The sequence below is a fragment of the Mesorhizobium sp. B2-4-15 genome, from assembly GCF_006658505.1.
Lineage (GTDB): Bacteria > Pseudomonadota > Alphaproteobacteria > Rhizobiales > Rhizobiaceae > Mesorhizobium.
Genome location: NZ_VFUZ01000008.1, coordinates 15,231 through 31,277 on the forward strand (window position 1 = coordinate 15,231; position 16,047 = coordinate 31,277).

Here is a 16,047-nt window from a genome sequence, read left to right on the forward strand (position 1 = left end):
CCGAAGTGATGCTGTCCGCCGGCATCCGGATTCATGGGTGATGCAATGGCCGAGCGACTGGACATCCACAATTCCGACATTCCGGTCTTGTGCCAATCCTGCGAGGCGCGACATTACGGCGTCTGCGGGGCACTGGACGCCGATCAACTGGTGGGACTGGCCAAAACCTCCGTCAAGCACAGTGTCGAGGCGGGTGAAGAACTGATCGGGGACGCCGAAACGGTTGAAAGCTATTCGAACGTTCTCGCGGGCGTGGTCAAACTCACCAAGAGCCTCTCCGACGGTCGCCAACAGATCGTCGGCCTTCAGTTCGCGCCCGACTTTCTGGGGCGGCCGTTCAAGCATGAAAGTGCGATCAACGCCGAGGCGGCGACCAGCGTTTCGCTTTGCTCATTCCCAAAGGCTGCCATCGATCGAATGATAAAGGCGTCGCCCGAGCTTGAGCATCGCCTGCTCCAGCAAGCCTTGAAGGAACTTGACCAGGCTCGTGACTGGATGGTGACACTCGGACGTAAAACCGCCTCCGAAAAAGTCGCCAGTTTTCTTCTGATGATCGCAGCGAACATCGATCCGGCAAACGGCCAGGACTCTGTATCGACAGTCTTCGATCTCCCGCTGACGCGAACCGATATCGCCGACTTTCTTGGCCTGACGATCGAGACGGTCAGCCGCCAGCTGACCAGATTGCGGGCGGACGGGGTGATCAGAATTGAAAACAATAGACGTGTCGTCGTTGACAATATGAGCCGGCTGGAGCGGCGCTCAGGCGCCTAGGCAATTCCAGGAACGTGCGCAGCGGCTTTCCGTCCGGAATTGCGTGGAAACAAAGAGTTGGAGCGTTCCGTGAAACGTCCTAGTCAAGTTCCCTCGCCGGGATCATGGGCAGCACGTGCTCTCTTTCGAAAGCCACGTGCCGGCGCATGTTGTCGAAGAATCCACGCAGCATGAACCCCAAAGCCTCGGGGTTGGCGATAGCGCTGCCGTGCCCGATGGCAAGCAGGGTATCGGTCAAGTCCTGGGCCGAGCATTCGTCCTCGACGTGCTCTGCCTTGAGCCGACGGACGGAGGCGGCACGAGATGCGCCTTGACCGCTGTCGCGCGCGAACGCGGGAAAGATATATTCCTCTTCGTAGGCGTGGCTTGTGCGCAACAACGGCACGAGTTCGTTCGCGACCAGGAGGCATTTCAAACGGTCCACCTTCGCCGGCAATCCGTCGGCGATAGCTTCCAGCTCGTCACATAGCCGCAGCTTTTGATCATGCCAGCGACAGACGTCCAGGCACGGCACCCGACCTCCCTGCAGACAGGCCGTGACCACCGGACAGGCTTCCGGCGTATCGCATCTTACGACGACTGAGGACTTGCCGCTGGCCATCAGGGACCTCCACGCGTGAAATCAATGCGCAAGATTGTCGAAGTGGCGAAGCGCGGACTTTGACATGGATCAAGGCGCCAGCCGGCCGCTCGCGGAATTGATGCGGCATCGGATTCACAGCCGCGCATCCAACGTCGCGCTCGGGGACATGTCATGAGATTTGGGACAGAAATCTTTGCTTTGGGCCTATTCGCTTTTGCCGCGCTTGTGGCCGCGGGCTTCGGCGTGGACGAGCCCTTCCGGCAACACATGTGGATCCTGTTCGTCGTGCTGCTTGGTTTTACCGCCCTCCTTCTCCGCAACACGAGTTTCGCGCCGGCTGCCCCTATCGATCCCGCGGCCTACATGGATGGCCCCATCCGCTACGGTGCCATAGCGACCATGTTCTGGGGCGTCGTCGGCATGCTGGTCGGCGTCGTCATCGCGCTGGAGCTGGCTTATCCGCAGCTCAACATCCAGCCATGGTTCAATTTCGGTCGGCTAAGGCCGGTGCACACGTCGGGCGTTGTCTTTGCATTCGCCGGCAATGCGCTGCTGTGTACATCATTTTATGTTGTTCAGCGGACCTGCCGCGCACGCCTGTTCGGCGGCAATCTCGCCTGGTTCGTGTTCTGGGGTTACCAGCTCTTCATCGTGATGGCGGCGACGGGCTACCTGATCGGCATTACCGAAGCTCGCGAATACGCCGAACCCGAATGGTATGTCGACATCTGGCTGACCATCGTCTGGGTCGCCTATCTCATCCTCTTCCTCGGCACGATCCTGAAGCGCAAGGAGCCGCATATCTACGTCGCCAACTGGTTCTACCTGTCCTTCATCGTGACGATCGCGATGTTGCATGTGGTCAACAACCTGTCGATGCCGGCTTCCTTCCTGGGTTCCAAGAGCTACTCGGCATTCTCCGGGGTGCAGGATGCCCTGACCCAATGGTGGTACGGCCACAACGCGGTCGGGTTCTTCCTCACCGCGGGTTTCCTTGGCATGATGTATTACTTCGTGCCGAAGCAGGCCAACAGGCCGGTCTATTCCTACCGCCTGTCGATCATCCACTTCTGGGCGCTGATCTTCCTCTATATCTGGGCGGGTCCGCATCACCTGCATTACACCGCCCTGCCCGACTGGGCGCAGACGCTCGGCATGGTGTTCTCGATCATGCTTTGGATGCCGTCCTGGGGCGGCATGATCAACGGCCTGATGACGCTGTCGGGCGCTTGGGACAAGATCCGCACGGATCCGATCATCCGCATGATGGTCGCTGCCATCGCTTTCTACGGCATGTCGACCTTCGAAGGTCCGATGATGTCCATCAAGACGGTGAATTCACTGTCGCACTATACCGACTGGACGATCGGCCACGTTCACTCGGGTGCGCTCGGTTGGGTCGGCCTGATCTCGTTCGGCGCGCTCTACTACATGGTTCCGAAGCTTTGGAACCGCGAACGTCTCTATTCGCTCCGCCTGGTGACGTGGCACTTCTGGCTCGCGACGCTTGGCATCGTGGTCTACGCGGCGGTGATGTGGGTCTCCGGCATCATGCAGGGCCTGATGTGGCGCGAATACGACGAACAGGGCTTCCTGGTCTATTCCTTCGCCGAGTCCGTGGCCGCCATGCACCCCTACTACGTGATGCGTGCCATCGGCGGGGCGATGTATCTCTCTGGCGCCCTCATCATGGCCTGGAACATCGCCATGACGATCCTCGGTCGCCAGCGCGAAGAGGCACCCATGCCGGGCTCGGTCCCCGCCCTTCAGCCTGCGCAGTAAGGAGCCATTCCAATGAGCTTGATGGACAGACACTCGGTCATCGAAAAGAACGCGACGCTTCTTCTGGTCGGCTCCCTGCTGGTCGTGACGATAGGCGGCATCGTCGAGATCGCACCGCTCTTCTATCTCGACAACACGATCGAGAAGGTCGAAGGCATGCGGCCGTATTCGCCGCTCGAGCTCGCCGGGCGCAACATATATGTGCGCGAAGGCTGTTATCTCTGCCACAGCCAGATGATCAGGCCCTTCCGCGACGAGGTCGAGCGCTATGGCCATTACAGCCTCGCGGCGGAGTCGATGTACGATCACCCCTTTCAGTGGGGATCCAAGCGTACCGGCCCCGATCTGGCGCGTGTCGGCGACCGCTATTCAAACGAATGGCACGCCCAGCACCTGACCAATCCACAGTCGGTGGTGCCTGAATCGGTCATGCCGAGCTATGGCTTCCTGAAGGACACGCCACTCGACCTGAAAAACTTCTCGACGCATCTCGTCGCGAACGCTCGTGTTGGTGTTCCCTATACGCCCGACATGATCGCCAACGCCGATGCCGACATGAAAGCGCAGGCGGATCCGGCTGCCGACACGACCGCACTTCTGAAACGCTATCCGAAGGCCAAGGTCGGCGATTTCGACGGCAATCCAAGCCAGGTAAGCGAGATGGACGCACTTGTCGCCTATCTGCAGGTCCTCGGGACCTTGGTCGACTTCAAGAACTACGACGAATCTGCCGGATACCGCTGAGGAGAATGCCATGGATTACAATGCGATGCGGCAATTCGCCGACAGTTGGGTGCTGCTTTTCATGGCCCTGTTCTTTGTCGGGGCGATCGTTTTCGCTCTCCGACCTGGAGGCAAGAGCCAAGCCGACGAAGCAGCCCGAATCCCTCTTAAGGACGACTGACCATGAGCGACCAGCATATCGACGAGGTGTCGGGCGTCTCCACGACTGGCCATGAATGGGATGGTATCAGGGAACTCAACAATCCGCTCCCGCGGTGGTGGGTCATTACCTTCTACATCACCATCGTCTGGGCAATCGGCTATACGGTCGCCTATCCTGCCTGGCCGATGCTGACATCCGCGACCAAAGGCGTGCTTGGCTATTCCAGCCGCAACGAGGTCAAGAACGAGCTCGCGGCCGCCGACGCCGCGAAAGACAAATATGTGGCGGCGGTGCAGTCCAAATCCGTCTCCGAAATACTCGCCGACGATTCATTGCGGGAGTTCGCCATCGCTGCCGGCGGAGCCGCGTTCAAGGTCAATTGCACTCAATGTCATGGTTCCGGCGCGACGGGATCGAAAGGCTTTCCCAATCTCAATGACGATGATTGGCTTTGGGGCGGCAAGCCGGATCAGATCCAGCAGACAATTACGCACGGAATTCGCTTTTCATCCGACTCCGACACACGGGCTTCGGAGATGCCGGCCTTCGCGGAGGTCCTGTCTGCGGAGCAGATCGCGCAAGTCAGCACTTTCGTCGCCAGCCTGTCGGGCACCGTTGACAACGCCGCCCTGATCGCTCCGGGCGCCAAGGTGTTCGCGGATAATTGCGCCGCCTGCCACGGCGACACCGCAAAAGGCAACCGCGAGGTCGGTGCACCCAATCTGACCGACGCGATCTGGCTTTACGGTTCGGGTGAAGCTGCGATCGCGGCACAGATACGTGCGCCCAGGAATGGTGTGATGCCTGCATGGGGTCCGCGTCTGGGCGAGACCAAGGTCGAGGAACTCGCTGTTTACATCCATTCGCTTGGCGGTGGGGAATAGGAAGCGGGAGACCTATTCCCTGCCCTCTGCCGCCAAAGCGACGGGGCCCGGCCATGCCGGGCCTCGACTGTTTTGTGGATTGATAGCGGATTGACTTGCATCAACGCGGCCTGGACCGCCATGCGGCAAACCTGTCCAACGCGAGATCATCGGCTACGCGTTTGGAGATACCTGTGCTGGATCAAACACAGATAGAACGGCTTGAGGCAGAGCCGGTCAATTCCGCCAAGATGCGGCAGCCGCTTTATGCGGCGCGCAAAAAGATCTTTCCCAAGCGTGCTTCTGGTCGGTTTCGCCAGTTCAAGTGGCTGGTGATGGCCATCACCCTTGGCATCTACTACCTGACACCGTGGCTGCGGTGGGACCGCGGCCCATACGCACCAGACCAGGCGGTGCTGGTGGATCTCGCAAATCGGCGTTTCTACTTCTTCTTCATCGAGATCTGGCCGCAGGAATTCTACTACGTCGCTGGCCTCCTCGTGATGGCCGGGGTCGGCCTCTTCCTGCTGACGTCGACGGTCGGGCGAGCCTGGTGCGGCTACGCTTGCCCGCAGACCGTCTGGGTCGATTTGTTTCTTGTCGTCGAACGGGCGATCGAGGGTGATCGCAATGCACGCATGAAACTGGACGCCGGACCCTGGACAATTCGCAAGCTCGGCCTTCGGACGGCCAAACATCTCATCTGGCTAGTTATCGCCATCGCGACAGGCGGAGCATGGATCTTCTATTTCGCCGATGCGCCGACGCTGCTTGGAGAGGTCATCACGGGCGCTGCTGCATCTATCGCCTACATCACGATCGGTGTGCTCACAGCGACGACCTACACCTTCGGCGGACTGATGCGCGAACAGATCTGCACATACATGTGTCCATGGCCGCGGATTCAGGCAGCCATGCTTGACGAGAGTTCGCTGACCGTCACCTACAATGACTGGCGCGGCGAGCCGCGTTCGCGACACGCCAAGAAAGCCCAGGTGGCGGGCCTTCCAACAGGGGATTGCGTCGATTGCAACGCCTGCGTTGCCGTCTGCCCGATGGGCATCGACATCCGCGACGGCCAGCAGCTCGAATGCATTACCTGCGCTCTGTGCATCGATGCCTGCGACGGGGTCATGGACAAGCTCGGCAGAGAGCGCGGACTGATCTCCTACGCCACGCTCACCGACTACAATGCCAATATGGCCCTGGCCACGGCTCAGGGGACGTTGCCCATCAGGCCTTCGTTGATCAGGACCGGTGACGGAGAATTTTCCGACAAGGTTGCCCACTTTCACCTGAGGAAGATCTTTCGACCACGCACCTTCGCTTACATGGGCCTATGGTCCATGCTCGGCCTGGCATTGCTCTACTCGCTTCTGACACGCGACCGGCTTGAAGTGAACGTGCTCCACGACCGCAACCCGCAATTTGTCACTTTGTCGGATGGCGCCATTCGCAATGGCTACACCGTCAAGCTTCTCAACATGATCCCGGAGCCACGGACAATTGTCGTCAGGCTCGAAGGGCTCGAAGGCGCGGAAATGAGCCTCGTTGGCAGCGAGCTTCCCGCAGGGCGCTCCTTTGCGATCCCGGTCGAACCCGACCGTTTGAAGACGCTGAAGATTTTCGTGCGCCTTCCAGTCGCTCGGATTCAGGGTGCAACGCAGACCTTCAGGTTCGTGGCCGAGGACAAGGCATCATTCGAGTCGAACCAATACACCGCCACCTTCAACGCGCCGGAGAGCAGCAAATGAGTGTCGCGACACGGAAGCCCCGCGAATTCACCGGTCGGCACATGTTGGCCGTCTTCGTCGCTTTTTTCGGTGTCGTCATCGGAGTCAACGTCTTGATGGCGACCCTTGCAAACACCACTTGGACCGGCCTCGTCGTCGAAAATACCTTTGTCGCCAGCCAGCAGTTTAACAAGAAGGCCGAGCAAGGCCGCGCCCAGGCATCACTCGGCTGGAAAAGCCAACTCGTCATATCGGGCGGAGACATCCGCTACAGCCTGGCGGATGCCTCCGGCAAGCCGGTCGCATTGCACGGCGTCAAAGTGATGTTTCGCCACCCGGCATACGAGACAGAAGACAAGCTGGTCATTCTGGCTTCGGGTGTTGGACAGGAATTCGCCGCGCGCCATCAGCCAAAAGACGGGGTCTGGATCGTGGAGGTTGATGCCGACGCGGGGCTCTCCGAGCCGTATCGCGAGGTTCGGCGGCTCATCATCGCCCACGGTGAGATCCAATGAGTTGTTGCGCACCCGGCGTTGAGTCCGCGCTGGATCTGGGCGGCTCGACTGCAAATCTACCATCGAGCCAGGAAATCAACCTGGCAAGCCGGCCGCTTGGCGACGGCATCATCCAAACCGACCTTTCCGTGCCCGCGGTCCATTGCGGCGCCTGCATCCAGATTGTCGAGACGGCGCTCGCCGGCCTTGAGCGGGTCGAGAGCGCGCGCGTAAACCTGTCGACCAAACGCGTCTCGGTCCGCTGGCGTGATGGCGCGGTGCCGCCATTCGTGGCTACACTTGGCAGGCTTGGCTACGACGCGCACCTTTACGATCCGGCAGCCGACCAAAGGGACGAGACGTTGTCGGAATTGATTCGCGCCGTGGCTGTGGCGGGCTTTGCCGCGGGCAACATCATGCTCCTTTCCGTCTCGGTCTGGTCTGGAGCGCAGGGCGCGACGCGTGACCTGTTCCATTGGGTATCGGCGCTTATTGCCATTCCCGCGCTTGCGTTCGCCGGCGGCATCTTCTTTCGCTCGGCCTGGACTGCTTTGCGGCATGGTCGCATGAACATGGATGTCCCGATCGCGGTGGGCGTCTCTCTGGCCTATGCAATGAGCCTTTACGAGACGATCAACCATGGCGATCATGCGTATTTTGATGCCTCGGTATCGCTCCTCTTTTTCCTGCTGATCGGCAGAACGCTCGACCATGTCATGCGCGAACGCGCGCGAACCGCTGTGAAGGGCTTGTCGCGGCTTGCCGCCCGCGGCGCGGCGATCGTGCGCGGCGATGGTTCGCGCGACTATCTGCCTGTCGAGGAAATTGAACCTGGAATGCAGGTCCTTGTGGCTGCGGGCGAAAGGGTTCCGGTGGACGGACGGATTGTCAAAGGGACATCGGATCTCGACTGTTCCCTGGTCTCCGGCGAGAGCACGCCGCGAAACGCATCCATCGGACAGATCGTCCAGGCCGGCATCCTCAATCTGACCGGGCCGCTGACGATCGAATGTACAGCTGCGGCGAAGGACTCGTTTCTGGCCGAGATGGTTCGGCTGATGGAGGCCGCCGAGGGCGGACGTGCGAAGTACCGCCGCATCGCCGATCGGGTCTCGGCGCTCTATGCCCCGGTGGTTCACCTCACCGCCTTTGCGACATTCCTCGGATGGATGGCCGCCACCGGCGACTGGCATAGGTCCATTACCATCGCGATCGCCGTCCTGATCATCACTTGTCCCTGCGCGCTGGGCCTCGCGGTGCCGATCGTGCAGGTGGTCGCCGCACGGCGCTTGTTCGAAAACGGCATCATGGTCAAGGATGGTTCAGCGATGGAGCGCCTGGCAACAATCGATATCGCGGCGTTCGACAAGACAGGTACGCTCACCCTCGGACAGCCCCGCCTCGTCAATGCGCCGTCGATCGACCCGGCCATGCTGGCGATCGCGGCCGACATGGCCTCGAACTCTCGCCATCCTTTCTCAAGAGCGATCGCCGGTTTTGCCGGTCCCGGCGGGCAAATGAAATTCGACGACGTCACCGAACATCCGGGTTTTGGCATTGAGGCCGTTGCCGCCGGAAGCACCTGGCGGTTGGGCCGGCGCGGTTGGGCAGGGTGGAAAGCCAGAACCGGGGGTGAAGGCAAGCATGGCTTCGGCGGAACGGTCTTGGCGAAGAACGGCATGATCGTCGCGACCTTTGAATTCGACGATGCGCTGCGCTCCGACGCCCGGACAGCTTTGGTCCAGTTGGAAGACGCTGGAGTTTCAGTCGAAATGCTATCCGGCGACACGGCGCGTGCCTGTGGCCAAGTCGCGCGGACGCTGGCTATCGGCAACTTCGTTCCGTGCCTCTTGCCGTCCGGAAAGGTCGAACGCATGGAAGACCTCGCGAGAGCCGGGCACAGGGTTCTGATGGTCGGCGACGGCTTGAACGACACGCCGGCGCTCAGCGCGGCGCACGTCTCCATCGCTCCAGCCACGGCGGCCGACATCGGCCGCAGCGCCGCGGACTTTGTGTTCCTTCGCGAAAGCCTCCTGGCGATTCCCTTCGCGCTGGACGTTTCGCGAAAAGCGGACCGCCTCATTCGCCAGAATGTCGCCCTGGCCATCATCTACAATGCGATCGCAGTGCCAGTCGCGATCCTGGGCCACGTCACGCCGCTGATCGCGGCCGCCGCGATGTCGATTTCCTCGCTGTTGGTCATTGCAAACGCGTTGCGCCTGCATGAATCCGTCCGGCGCAAGCGCCCGTCTTCCGACACGCTCGGTTCCAAAGCCCAACCCTCGGCCGCTCTGTCATGACAACGCTCGTCTACCTGATTCCGGTCGCTCTCTTTCTTGGCACACTCGGCCTTGTCGGTTTCCTTTGGGCCTTGAAGAGTGGTCAATATGAGGACCTTGACGGCGCCGCGGAACGCATCCTGACGGATCAGGAAGACAAACCTGCGCGGTAACTTGCGAGAAGACAAGGGCGCGAGCACAGTATGGGCCGCCATCGTGTTGACCGAGAACAATGAGCCTTGCGTTTCAGGTGCTCGCGTCATGCTCCATGGCGAGCGTCGACGCCTCGCTCACGCGTGTGTCGCCGGCGGTGGATTTCCTGTCCAAAGAACCATCGTTTGGTGGCTTCGGATGCCCCCAGATACGTTGCCGTGATTGCGAGAAGGCCGGAAAGGACGGTCAACGGCAACGGGACGAACCCAAATGCGGCTGACAACGGTACATAGGGAATGACGACAGCCGCAAAGCCGACCGCCACGGTCAGCCAGGCCAGCGCCTTGCCGGGGCGGCTTGCCCAGAACGGTTTGTGCGTGCGCACGATCAGCACGATCGCCAGTTGGGTCATTAGCGACTCGACGAACCACGCCGTCCGGAATGCGTCGGGGGCGGCGTGAATGACGAGCAACAGAAAGGCAAAAGTCGCGAAATCGAACATGGAGCTCAGCAAACCAAAGCTGATCATGAAGCGCCTGATGATGTGGATGTCCCATCGGCGCGGCCGGCTGGTCTGCTCCGCATCGACATTGTCCGCGGCGATTGCCAGCGATGGAATGCTGGAGAGCAGATTGTTCAGCAGGATCTGCGTTGCCAGCATCGGCAGGAATGGCAGAAACAACGATGCGACCGCCATGCTGATCATGTTGCCGAAATTGGCGCTGGTGGTGATGGAGATATATTTCATCGTGTTGGCGAAGGTCTTGCGCCCATCGTCGACGCCGCGCACGACGACACCCAGATCTTGCTTCAGAAGGATGATGTCGGCGGCTTCCCGGGCGACGTCGACGGCCGTGTCCACCGAAATGCCGATGTCGGCCTCGTGGAGGGCCGGCGCGTCATTGATGCCGTCTCCCATGTAGCCGACGACGTGTCCGTGGCTTCTGAAGGCTTCGACGATGCGTTCCTTCTGGTTGGGATCGATTTCGACAAAGAGGTCCGTGTTTTTTGCGCGCCCGAAGAGTGCGCTCTTGGTGAGCTTTGCCAGATCCTCGCCTGTCATGATGCGATCCGAGCGCAGCCCCACCGCATCGGCAAGGTGTGCCGCGACGTAGCGGTTGTCCCCGGAGATGACCTTCACCGCGATGCCGCGATGCCCGAGTGCCGCCAGCGTTTCGCGCACCCCAGCCTTGGGCGGATCAAGGAAGAGCAGGAAACCTGCGAAGTCGAGTGCAATCTCGTCGTCTCTGGTGCAATGTGCCCGCTTTTCGTGCTCACGAACAGCCACGCCGAGCACACGGTAGCCGTCGGCGCTCCAACCGCGGAACTTCGCCTCGATTGCATCGCGCTGCTCGAGACCAAGCGGTTCCGACCCCTTCGCGGTACGAACCGAGCTGCAGGCCTCAAGCACATTCTGAACCGCGCCCTTGCAGATCAGAAGGTCGTCAGCTCCTTTGCCGCGCACGACGACCGACAGCCTCTTGCGGATGAAATCATACGGAATTTCATCGACTTTGATGAAGGCTTCCTGATTGGAGCCGCCACCTTGTGCTGCTGCTATCGCTTCATCCAATGGGTTTTTCAGCCCGGTCTGCAGGCACGCATTGAGACGCGCCCAAAGCAGGATGTCGGCCGACGGATTGCCATCGACGTCAACCCATCCGTCAAGATGGATAACCCCTTCCGTCAAGGTTCCGGTCTTGTCGGTGCAAAGCAGATCCATGCTGCCCAGGTTTTCGATCGCGTCGAGACGCCGTACGATGACCCCATTTGCCGCCATGGCGCGCGCGCCTTTGGCCAACGTCACACTGATGATGGCCGGGAGCAGTTCCGGCGTAAGGCCGACCGCCAGAGCCAGGGAAAACAGCAGGGACTCGATCAAGGGCCGTTGCAGCAGCAGATTGGCAAAGAAAACAATGATGACGATTGCCAGCATTATCTCCGTCATCAGGTAGCCGAACCGCCTGATCCCCTTGGCAAATCCTGTTTCAGGAATATTCCGTTCCAGAGCCGCGGCGATGGAGGCGAACTCGGTGCGGCTTCCGGTATTTACGGCCAGCATGGTGGCGGTCCCGCTGCGCACCGACGTGCCTGTGAACACCGCGTTTGAGCGCTGGGCAATGGGAGCATCCGGCGCCGATCGCCCCGGTGCCTTCACGGCCGGAAATGTCTCGCCGGTGAGCACGGCCTCGCTGACATTGAAATCACAGGTTTCGAGGAGGACACCATCCGCTGGAATCAGATTCCCGGCCGAGAGCCGCACTATGTCGCCCGGTACGATCCCCTCGGCATCGACGGAGCGCTCGGCATTGTCGCGCAAGACGGCCGCCTTGCGCGAAATACGCTGTTTCAGTGCTTGCGTCGCCCGCGAGGCGCCGTATTCCTGCGTGAAGCTCAGCGCGCAGCTCGCCAACACGATCACGCCGATGATCGCGGCCTCCTGGCCATCTCCAACGAACGCTGAAACGACGGCGGCAAAGATGAGGATGAGAACGAGTGGGCTGCGAAATTGCCGACCGAACACGCTCAGCGCCGAAGAGCTGGTTTGCGATGTCGGACTGTTCCAGCCGATTTTGGCGAGCCGCGCTTCGGCTTCGGCGCTCGCTAGCCCCGTCGCCGACGCTTGCAGACGCTGCAACAGCTCGCTGCTCTCGATCGACCAGTAGGCGCCTTGCGGACTTGCAATGCCTATCGAAGCAGGGGCGGACTGCATGTTGCGTTTCCTTTGCTGCCGGCCAATCCAGATCGCTGGGTTGGCCGACAGCAATCAGCGTGCATGACGAGAGAACATCAGTAGGAAAGGAGACGGTTGATACCGCTGTCTTCGAGCAATGTCCGCGTGATGCCACCAAAGGCCCATTCTCGCAGCCGGCTATGACCGTATGCGCCCGAAACGATCACATCGGCGTGGATCGATCGTGCGAATTCCAGCAGTTGCTCGCCATCCCCCTCGCCCGCGATGAGTTCAGAGCGTGCCTTGATGCCGTGAACGCCGAGGAAGGCGATGACATCGTCCAGGCTGTTGCGGATACTGCCATCAGGATCCGTATCCATGTTCGCGACGACCACGTCATCCGCCTTCGCCATCATGGGCAATGCATCCGACACCGCCCGCCGGGCTTCCCTCGTGTCCTTCCAGGCGAGGAGCACGGTCTTTATCGGCACGACTTCGACATTGTTCGCGCAGACAAGGACGGGCCGGCCGGCACCAAGTGCAAGGCTGCCGAAATCCACGGCCCGATACACATTGCCCTTCTGCTCGCTTCCGACGATGAGGAGATCGGCGGCGCGGGCCGAGACCGTGAGGAAACGCGTCGGGCTGCAGACCGCTTGGCCCCATTCGCTGTCGATCGACGCTGGAACCAGTCTCGCGAACGCGGACTTGAGTTCGCCCAGTCGCTTTTCGATTTCCTCTCGTTGGATCTGCATGATCTCGCCTTCGAAGACCAAGCCGTCGCCGGTGGTTACGAGAGGCGGCACATCAGCCGCGGCCAGGCCGATGAGGCGGGCGCCAAATCGACCGGCAAGGTCAACGGCAACCTTCAGGATTGGATCGGGGGCCGTATCCACGGCAAGATTCACGGCGATTGACTTGTAGGACATTGTGGCGACCTCGCGAGGGATTGAGCGCAGCATCCAGTGCATTCATCCGCGCCCGGCGCCTTGACGCGCATCAAATCCAGAATCCGCCTGCGACGGACATCCGTTGCTGGTTTTGCGTGATTACAAAGCGATTGAATGATAGATCAGCCACCGAGCTGTTCTGCGCATCGGGAACTTCATGTGAACACCGAAGGAGTACCAATCTCGTCCGACGGCATGGCAATGCTGAGATCTGCATTGTCACTTGGAGACAGCGAGATCGGCAGGTTGATCATGTCCTGTGACTGGCCGAAGTCGCCGATCGGTCCAATCGCGTCGTGGTCCCGGACGCTGACAAGCACAGTGTGCACGATGCTGCCGGCAAAGGTTCCGATCGTACTGTTCTGGGGGCCGGAATATGTCGCCCTGTACAATGATGCCCACATCCCTTCGCTCGGCGAAAAACACCCATGGGCATACGGCAGGCCCGCGGTGGAAAGCCGCGCGGAGTTGTGGGCGGACCTCGAACCGCTGCTTCGCAAGGTCCGCGAACGCGGAGAAACCGTCGTCGCAAAAGCCCGCCCGTTCCATATGGAGCGACATGGTTTTGGCGAGGAAGCCTATTTCGATATCTCGTATTCACCGGTCGTCGACGATGATGGCACGATCGGCGGCGTTCTCTGTTTTGTGAATGAGGTCACCGATCGCGTCGGCGCCGATCGGCGGACGCAGGCCGAACTCGAGCAGTTGGCGTTGATGTTCGACCAGGCTCCCGGTTTCATGACGCTGCTGCGCGAACCGGGTCACATTTTCGAACTGACCAATACAGCCTACCAACGCCTTATCGGGCAACGACAAGTCATCGGCAAATCGGTTCGCGATGCCCTGCCGGAACTTGAGGGACAAGGCTTCTACGAGCAGCTCGACCAGGTGTTCCAGACCGGCGAACCGTACCGGGGCCGTGGGGTCAAGATCATCCTGCGAAACAAGAATGACGAGGCTGTCGAAGAGCGCATCCTGGATTTCGTTTACCAACCGATCAAGGCCGACGATGGCCGCATCACAGCCATCTTTGTCGAAGGCAATGACGTCAGCGAACTTTCGTTTGCCAATGCCGCCCTGCAGCTTCGCGAAGACCATTTGCGCTCGATCCTGGCAACGGTGCCCGATGCGATGGTCGTCATCGATGAACAAGGCCGCATTCAGTCCTTCAGCACCGCGGCCGAAACATTGTTCGGTTTTCGGGCAAGTGAAGTCATCGGCCAGAACGTCAATATCTTGATGCCGTCTCCCTATCGCGGCGAGCACGATGCCTACCTGCACCGCTACCTCACGACGGGAGAACGCCGGATCATTGGGCTCGGCCGCACCGTCACCGGTATGCGCAAGGATGGCTCCACCTTCCCGATGGAGCTTGCCGTGGGCGAAATGAACCCGGGGACCGGACGGTTCTTTACCGGCTTCTGCCGCGATCTGACGGAGCGTCACCGGGCGGAAGCGAGAATACAGGAACAGCAGATGGAACTGCTCCATATGGCGCGGTTTACCGCGCTTGGAGAGATGGCCTCCACCTTGGCGCACGAGATCAACCAGCCGCTCACCGCCATCACCAATTACCTGAAAGGCAGCCGCAGGCTGCTTGAGAAGAGCACGGAAGAGAACGCCCCGATGCTTCGCGACGCGGTCGAGAAGGCGGCCGAACAAGCTCTTCGGGCCGGTGAAGTCATTCGACACCTTCGCGACTTCGTTGCGAGAGGCGAGAGCGAGCGCCAGGTCGAACGGTTGCCCGCGTTGATCGACGAGGCCTCATCCCTGGCGCTCGTGGGCGCGAGGGAAATGGACCTGAAAGTCTCTTTCAAACTTGATCCTGCAGCCGAACTCGTGCTGACCGATCGCATCCAGATCCAGCAGGTCCTGCTGAACCTGATGCGCAACGCGGTGGAGGCCATGCAAGGCACGCCGCGGCGCGAGTTGCACGTCACGACCGTCGCACGAGCGGACGGCATGGCGGAGGTCAGTGTGATCGATACGGGGAGCGGACTTTCGCCGGAGGTTTCCGCCCAGCTTTTCCAGCCATTTGTAACGACCAAGAAGCAGGGTATGGGTGTCGGGCTGTCCATTTGCCGCACCATCGTGGAGTCGCACGGTGGGCACATCTGGGCCGAGCCTATGCCCGACGGGGGAACAGCCTTTCGATTCACCTTGCGCATCATCGAAAAGGAAGAGGTCGCCAGTGGCCGCCATTGATCTCGTGCATGTGGTTGACGACGATGTGGATGTTCGCAAGTCGCTCGGTTTTTTGCTGGCGACCGCCGATTTTGCCGTTCGCCTGCATGAATCGGCAACGGCATTCTTGACTGCCGCCACCGACCGCCTGGAAGGCTGCGTCGTGACCGATGTCCGCATGCCCGGCATCGATGGGATTGAACTGCTGCGAGAACTCAGGAAGCGGGGTTACAAACTGCCGGTCATTGTCATGACCGGGCACGCGGATGTGGCGCTTGCCGTTCAAGCGATGAAGGAAGGCGCTGCCGATTTCATCGAAAAACCCTTCGACGACGAAGCCCTGCTCGGCGCGATCCGCTCCGCCTTGGATAACAGCAATCAGCTGAACGCCACGCATCCCCAATCCGCCGACATACAACGACGTCGGTCGACGCTGTCGGAACGGGAACGGCAGGTTCTCGATGGGCTTGTCTCCGGCATGCCCAACAAGACCATCGCCTATGACCTGGGCATCAGCCCCCGCACGGTTGAAATTCATCGCGCCAATGTCATGAGCAAAATGGGCGCCGGCAGCCTTTCGCATCTCGTGCGCATGGCCTTGATCGTCGAATCGAAGAACTAAGGCTGGCTGGCAGGCCGGTCGGTCGTTGCCCTGTCGGCTCTCCGCCAGTCACGCCAATGCGTGGGCCGGA

Annotated in this window: 14 protein-coding genes; 11 read left to right on the top strand and 3 right to left on the bottom strand. The window is 60.6% G+C overall.

Going from position 1 to position 16,047, the window contains the following annotated elements; all coding sequences use genetic code 11:
- Positions 1 to 45 precede the first annotated feature (45 nt).
- Positions 46 to 774, top strand: coding sequence for a Crp/Fnr family transcriptional regulator (locus tag FJ930_RS11655; protein ID WP_141837710.1), 729 nt, complete (start codon positions 46 to 48; stop codon positions 772 to 774).
- Positions 775 to 853: 79 nt separating this feature from the next.
- Here the strand turns inward: FJ930_RS11655 and FJ930_RS11660 are convergent, their stop codons facing one another.
- A complete protein-coding gene (locus FJ930_RS11660; protein WP_141837712.1) occupies positions 854 to 1,375 on the bottom strand; it encodes a hemerythrin domain-containing protein in 522 nt (173 codons plus the stop codon).
- A 153-nt stretch (positions 1,376 to 1,528) separates the two neighbouring features.
- Here FJ930_RS11660 and ccoN point away from each other — a divergent pair, with 153 nt between their 5' ends.
- From ccoN to ccoS, 8 genes are all read left to right on the top strand, one after another.
- Positions 1,529 to 3,139, top strand: a complete 1,611-nt coding sequence (ccoN, locus tag FJ930_RS11665) for a cytochrome-c oxidase, cbb3-type subunit I (protein ID WP_141837714.1) — start codon at positions 1,529 to 1,531, stop codon at positions 3,137 to 3,139.
- 12 nt (positions 3,140 to 3,151) lie between these two features.
- Positions 3,152 to 3,883: a cytochrome-c oxidase, cbb3-type subunit II gene (gene ccoO, locus FJ930_RS11670; RefSeq protein ID WP_140748283.1), complete on the top strand. Its 732-nt coding sequence runs from the start codon at positions 3,152 to 3,154 to the stop codon at positions 3,881 to 3,883.
- A gap of 10 nt (positions 3,884 to 3,893) precedes the next feature.
- Positions 3,894 to 4,043, top strand: a complete 150-nt coding sequence (locus FJ930_RS11675; RefSeq protein WP_015316364.1) for a cbb3-type cytochrome c oxidase subunit 3 — start codon at positions 3,894 to 3,896, stop codon at positions 4,041 to 4,043.
- A 2-nt stretch (positions 4,044 to 4,045) separates the two neighbouring features.
- On the top strand, positions 4,046 to 4,909 hold the full coding sequence (gene ccoP / locus FJ930_RS11680; RefSeq protein ID WP_141837716.1) for a cytochrome-c oxidase, cbb3-type subunit III: 864 nt from the start codon (positions 4,046 to 4,048) through the stop codon (positions 4,907 to 4,909).
- Positions 4,910 to 5,082: 173 nt separating this feature from the next.
- The gene (gene ccoG / locus FJ930_RS11685; protein ID WP_141837718.1) at positions 5,083 to 6,642 is read left to right on the top strand and encodes a cytochrome c oxidase accessory protein CcoG; all 1,560 of its coding nucleotides are present in this window, start codon (positions 5,083 to 5,085) and stop codon (positions 6,640 to 6,642) included.
- The gene (locus FJ930_RS11690; RefSeq protein WP_141837720.1) at positions 6,639 to 7,136 is read left to right on the top strand and encodes a FixH family protein; all 498 of its coding nucleotides are present in this window, start codon (positions 6,639 to 6,641) and stop codon (positions 7,134 to 7,136) included. The genes ccoG and FJ930_RS11690 overlap by 4 nt, the downstream gene beginning before the upstream one ends.
- Positions 7,133 to 9,415, top strand: a complete 2,283-nt coding sequence (locus tag FJ930_RS11695) for a cation-translocating P-type ATPase (protein WP_141837722.1) — start codon at positions 7,133 to 7,135, stop codon at positions 9,413 to 9,415. Before FJ930_RS11690 ends, FJ930_RS11695 begins: the two co-directional genes overlap by 4 nt.
- Positions 9,412 to 9,567 (top strand): cbb3-type cytochrome oxidase assembly protein CcoS, encoded by a 156-nt coding sequence (gene ccoS / locus FJ930_RS11700; protein ID WP_140748298.1) that lies wholly within the window; start codon positions 9,412 to 9,414, stop codon positions 9,565 to 9,567. Before FJ930_RS11695 ends, ccoS begins: the two co-directional genes overlap by 4 nt.
- A gap of 86 nt (positions 9,568 to 9,653) precedes the next feature.
- Here ccoS and mgtA read toward each other — a convergent pair whose 3' ends face one another.
- Together mgtA and FJ930_RS11710 are read right to left on the bottom strand one after the other, a co-directional pair.
- On the bottom strand, positions 9,654 to 12,260 hold the full coding sequence (gene mgtA, locus FJ930_RS11705; protein ID WP_141837724.1) for a magnesium-translocating P-type ATPase: 2,607 nt from the start codon (positions 12,258 to 12,260) through the stop codon (positions 9,654 to 9,656).
- A gap of 77 nt (positions 12,261 to 12,337) precedes the next feature.
- Entirely contained in the window at positions 12,338 to 13,150 is an 813-nt protein-coding gene (locus FJ930_RS11710; RefSeq protein ID WP_141837977.1) for a universal stress protein, read from the bottom strand.
- A 735-nt stretch (positions 13,151 to 13,885) separates the two neighbouring features.
- On the opposite strand from FJ930_RS11710, the gene FJ930_RS11715 reads away from it, so the two are divergent.
- Both FJ930_RS11715 and fixJ read left to right on the top strand, forming a co-directional pair.
- Entirely contained in the window at positions 13,886 to 15,376 is a 1,491-nt protein-coding gene (locus tag FJ930_RS11715) for a PAS domain S-box protein (RefSeq protein ID WP_348642228.1), read from the top strand.
- Complete coding sequence (gene fixJ / locus FJ930_RS11720; RefSeq protein ID WP_140748307.1) at positions 15,363 to 15,977, top strand: response regulator FixJ; 615 nt, start codon at positions 15,363 to 15,365, stop codon at positions 15,975 to 15,977. The genes FJ930_RS11715 and fixJ overlap by 14 nt, the downstream gene beginning before the upstream one ends.
- Positions 15,978 to 16,047 lie beyond the last annotated feature (70 nt).

Coding starts and splice junctions, on each gene's coding strand:
- FJ930_RS11655 (WP_141837710.1), top strand. CDS start 46: ATGGCCGAGCGACTGGACATCCACAATTCCGACATTCCGGTCTTGTGC.
- FJ930_RS11660 (WP_141837712.1), bottom strand. CDS start 1,375: ATGGCCAGCGGCAAGTCCTCAGTCGTCGTAAGATGCGATACGCCGGAA.
- ccoN (WP_141837714.1), top strand. CDS start 1,529: ATGAGATTTGGGACAGAAATCTTTGCTTTGGGCCTATTCGCTTTTGCC.
- ccoO (WP_140748283.1), top strand. CDS start 3,152: ATGAGCTTGATGGACAGACACTCGGTCATCGAAAAGAACGCGACGCTT.
- FJ930_RS11675 (WP_015316364.1), top strand. CDS start 3,894: ATGGATTACAATGCGATGCGGCAATTCGCCGACAGTTGGGTGCTGCTT.
- ccoP (WP_141837716.1), top strand. CDS start 4,046: ATGAGCGACCAGCATATCGACGAGGTGTCGGGCGTCTCCACGACTGGC.
- FJ930_RS11690 (WP_141837720.1), top strand. CDS start 6,639: ATGAGTGTCGCGACACGGAAGCCCCGCGAATTCACCGGTCGGCACATG.
- FJ930_RS11695 (WP_141837722.1), top strand. CDS start 7,133: ATGAGTTGTTGCGCACCCGGCGTTGAGTCCGCGCTGGATCTGGGCGGC.
- ccoS (WP_140748298.1), top strand. CDS start 9,412: ATGACAACGCTCGTCTACCTGATTCCGGTCGCTCTCTTTCTTGGCACA.
- mgtA (WP_141837724.1), bottom strand. CDS start 12,260: ATGCAGTCCGCCCCTGCTTCGATAGGCATTGCAAGTCCGCAAGGCGCC.
- FJ930_RS11710 (WP_141837977.1), bottom strand. CDS start 13,150: ATGTCCTACAAGTCAATCGCCGTGAATCTTGCCGTGGATACGGCCCCC.
- FJ930_RS11715 (WP_348642228.1), top strand. CDS start 13,886: ATGTTCGACCAGGCTCCCGGTTTCATGACGCTGCTGCGCGAACCGGGT.